This window comes from Microcoleus sp. B13-B6 (genome assembly GCF_036705405.1).
Taxonomy (GTDB): Bacteria; Cyanobacteriota; Cyanobacteriia; order Cyanobacteriales; family Microcoleaceae; genus Microcoleus.
In genome coordinates, this window is record NZ_JAUBUJ010000028.1 from 80,390 (window position 1) to 83,439 (window position 3,050).

2 protein-coding genes are annotated in these 3,050 nt (G+C 40.0%); both read left to right on the forward strand.

Annotated elements, in window-relative coordinates; genetic code table 11:
* A partial coding sequence (locus QUB35_RS15150) for a tetratricopeptide repeat protein (RefSeq protein WP_333142678.1) occupies nt 1–2,208 on the forward strand: 2,208 nt, incomplete at its 5' end.
* A gap of 126 nt (nt 2,209–2,334) precedes the next feature.
* Nucleotides 2,335–3,050, forward strand: a 716-nt coding sequence (locus QUB35_RS15155; RefSeq protein ID WP_333142679.1) for a tetratricopeptide repeat protein, incomplete at its 3' end; no start/stop codon positions are given.

The following is a 3,050-nucleotide window of genomic DNA, read 5'->3' on the forward strand; positions in this document are numbered from 1 at the left end:
CTGTTAGAACAGGAGAATCAGAGAGAAGGGGCGATCGCAGCTTATCAAAAAGTTATAGCTATTAATCAAGGTTACATTCCAGGATATCAAGCCTTAGTGCAATTGCAACCAGAGGCGTGGGAGTTATGGTGGCAGTTGGGGCAGTTATTAGAGCAAAGTAATCGAGTAGAAGAAGCGATCGCAGCTTATCAAAAAGTTATAGCTATTAATCAAGGTTACATCCCAGGATATCAAGCATTAGTGCAATTGCAACCAGAATCTTGGGAGTTGTGGTGGCAGTTGGGGCAACTGTTAGAACAGGAGAATCAGAGAGAAGGGGCGATCGCAGCTTATCAAAAAGTGATTGCTCTCAATCAAAACTACATCCCAGGATATCAAGCCTTAGTGCAATTGCAACCAGAGGCGTGGGAGTTATGGTGGCAGTTGGGCAAGTCATTCGGTTCAAATCAGCTAGAACAAGCAATAACAGCTTACCAGCGAGTCATAGAATTAAAACCAGATTGTGCGGAAATTTATCAAGAGTTATTAGAAATACAACCCGAAAACTGGGAAAAATGGTGGCATTTCGGTAATCTCTTGACCCGTAAAGAGCAGCGGGAAGAAGCAATATCAGCTTATCAGCGGGTAATTCAATTAAATCCTGAGTGGGAACAAGTTTACCGAAGCTTGCTCCATTTGCAGCCAAATGATTGGGAGATGTGGTGGAGTTTAGGTAATCTGTTAGCTAAGCAAAAAGATAGGCATCAGGAAGCTATCGGGGCTTATAAACGGGTAATTGCTATCAATTCAGAGTTCACTCTAGCATACCATAAAATCCTAGAGATTAACCCTGAGAATTGGGATATATGCTGGCATTTAGGTAATCTATTATCCAGAAAAGAGCAGCGGGAAGAAGCAATATCAGCTTATCAGCGGGTAATTCAATTAAATCCTGAGTGGGAGCAAGTTTACCGAAATTTGCTACACTTTAGACCTAATGATTGGGAACTATGGTGGCAATTAGGTAACATTTTATCTCAAAAAAATAAGCTAGAGGAAGCAATACCAGCTTACCAGAGAGCTATTCAAAAGAATGGTGAATGGGCAAAATCTTACCGAGAACTTCTCAATTTTCAACTTGATAATTGGGAAGTATGGTATCAGTTAGGCAATTTATTACTTAGTAGACAAAAAAATCCCAGCAATTTAAAAGCGGCAATCATTATTTATCAAAAAGCGATTTCGCTAAACCTTCACTCTGAAGAGGCATACAACAACCTAGGGAATGCTTTGCAAAGCCTTGGCAAGTTAGATGAAGCCATTGTAAATTATCAGCGCTCGCTCGCCGTTAAACCGGATTTTGTGGAAGCATACATCAACTTGGGAAATGCTTTTTTAGATAAAGGCAACCGTCAAGACGCAATTAAAAACTATAAGCGTGGGATTGCAATTAAGGCAATGCGAAAGCCTACTGCATTGAATATTGGTGGGGGAGCTTGGTTCTTAGAACCAGGTTGGCATAACTTGGAAGAGGTAGTAAGTGTTTTTAACCCTAACACATTTCGACTCACTCCTGACTGTGTATTTCCCGTAGAGAACCAAAGTATTTCAACTGTTTACACATCTCACAATCTAGAACATCTTGATACCCCTACAGTTAAGCGAGCGATCGCGGAGACTCACAGGGTTTTAACGCAAGATGGCAGGTTGATCGTCAAGATTCCTGACTTCGATCGAGCCTTGCATTGCTGGCGACAAGAAGATGCAACTTTTTTTACCGATCTGCTATGGAATTACAAATTAATGACTTATACCTGGAAAAATCGTAATATAGCCGACTGTCTAGATTACAGAGCTGCTTACATATTCTGTGGTTTTTGGAATAAGGCTTATGGACATTTATTCGCTGGCCCTCATAATGACAATGAAGAGGCATATAACGGGCCTCCCACTGTAGAAATTGAATGGCTACGTAATTTGATTCAAGACTCAACCCCTTCGATTATCAGCCAAGAATTGCGGAATAAAGTTTTAGAAATTGAACAAGACGAATTTCTCTTTAATCATCAAAACGCTTGGAGTCGCAAAGAGCTAGAATCATTGCTTAATAGTGCTGATTTTCAGGTTAAGACTTTTGACAAAGAAGTGATTGTCAGTCAATGTGCAGATATACCCGATATAGAATTAATGTATGAAATTAGCACTTACTGTTGGGCAGAAAAAATATAAAAATAAGAGATTAGTAAACTGTAAAAAATGGTTTAAATAAAATTTAATAACCTAAAATACGACAGCAAACAATTTCACAATTCTTTCTTGTAAATCGATATTTCTAGTTGGTACGAACTAAGTAAAATGACTGTAACCTATTTTCAGTGGGGCAACAAACTTAAACAAGAAGGTAAATTAGAGGAAGCGATCGCCTCTTATTACCAAGCCATTGAGCAGAACTCCAGCTTTTACCTGGCTTACCACAACTTGGGCGAGGTATTGGTTAAATTAGACCGTCTTGATGAAGCGCTTAACTCTTACTATCGGGCAATTCAACTCAGGCCTCAATCGGTTTGGTCTCACTACAACATAGGAGAAGTTTTGACTCAACTCAGCCGTTGGGATGAAGCGATTGCATCCTATCAAAAAGCTATTGATTTGCACCCGGAAGAAGATGAGATTAAACGTAGTTGCAAAGAGGCACTCGAACAGGTAAAATATCTCATTTTAGCAGAGAGATTGAAGCAAGAGCAAAAGCTAGAAGAGGCAACTGTATTTTATCAGAAAGCTTTTGCCATTAAACCAGGCTGGGCCGAAGCTCACTTCCACCTAGGCAATGCTTTTTGGCAACTAGAAAAATATAGCGAAGCTTTAGAAAGCTATCAAACCACCACAGTTTTGAAACCAGGCTGGGCCGAAGCTCACTTCCACCTAGGCAATGCTTTTTGGCAACTAGAAAAATATAGCGAAGCTTTAGAAAGCTATCAAACCACCACAGTTTTGAAACCAGACTGGGTAGAAGCTCACTTCCACCTCGGCAATGCTTTTTGGCAACTAGAAAAATATAGCGAAGCTTTAGA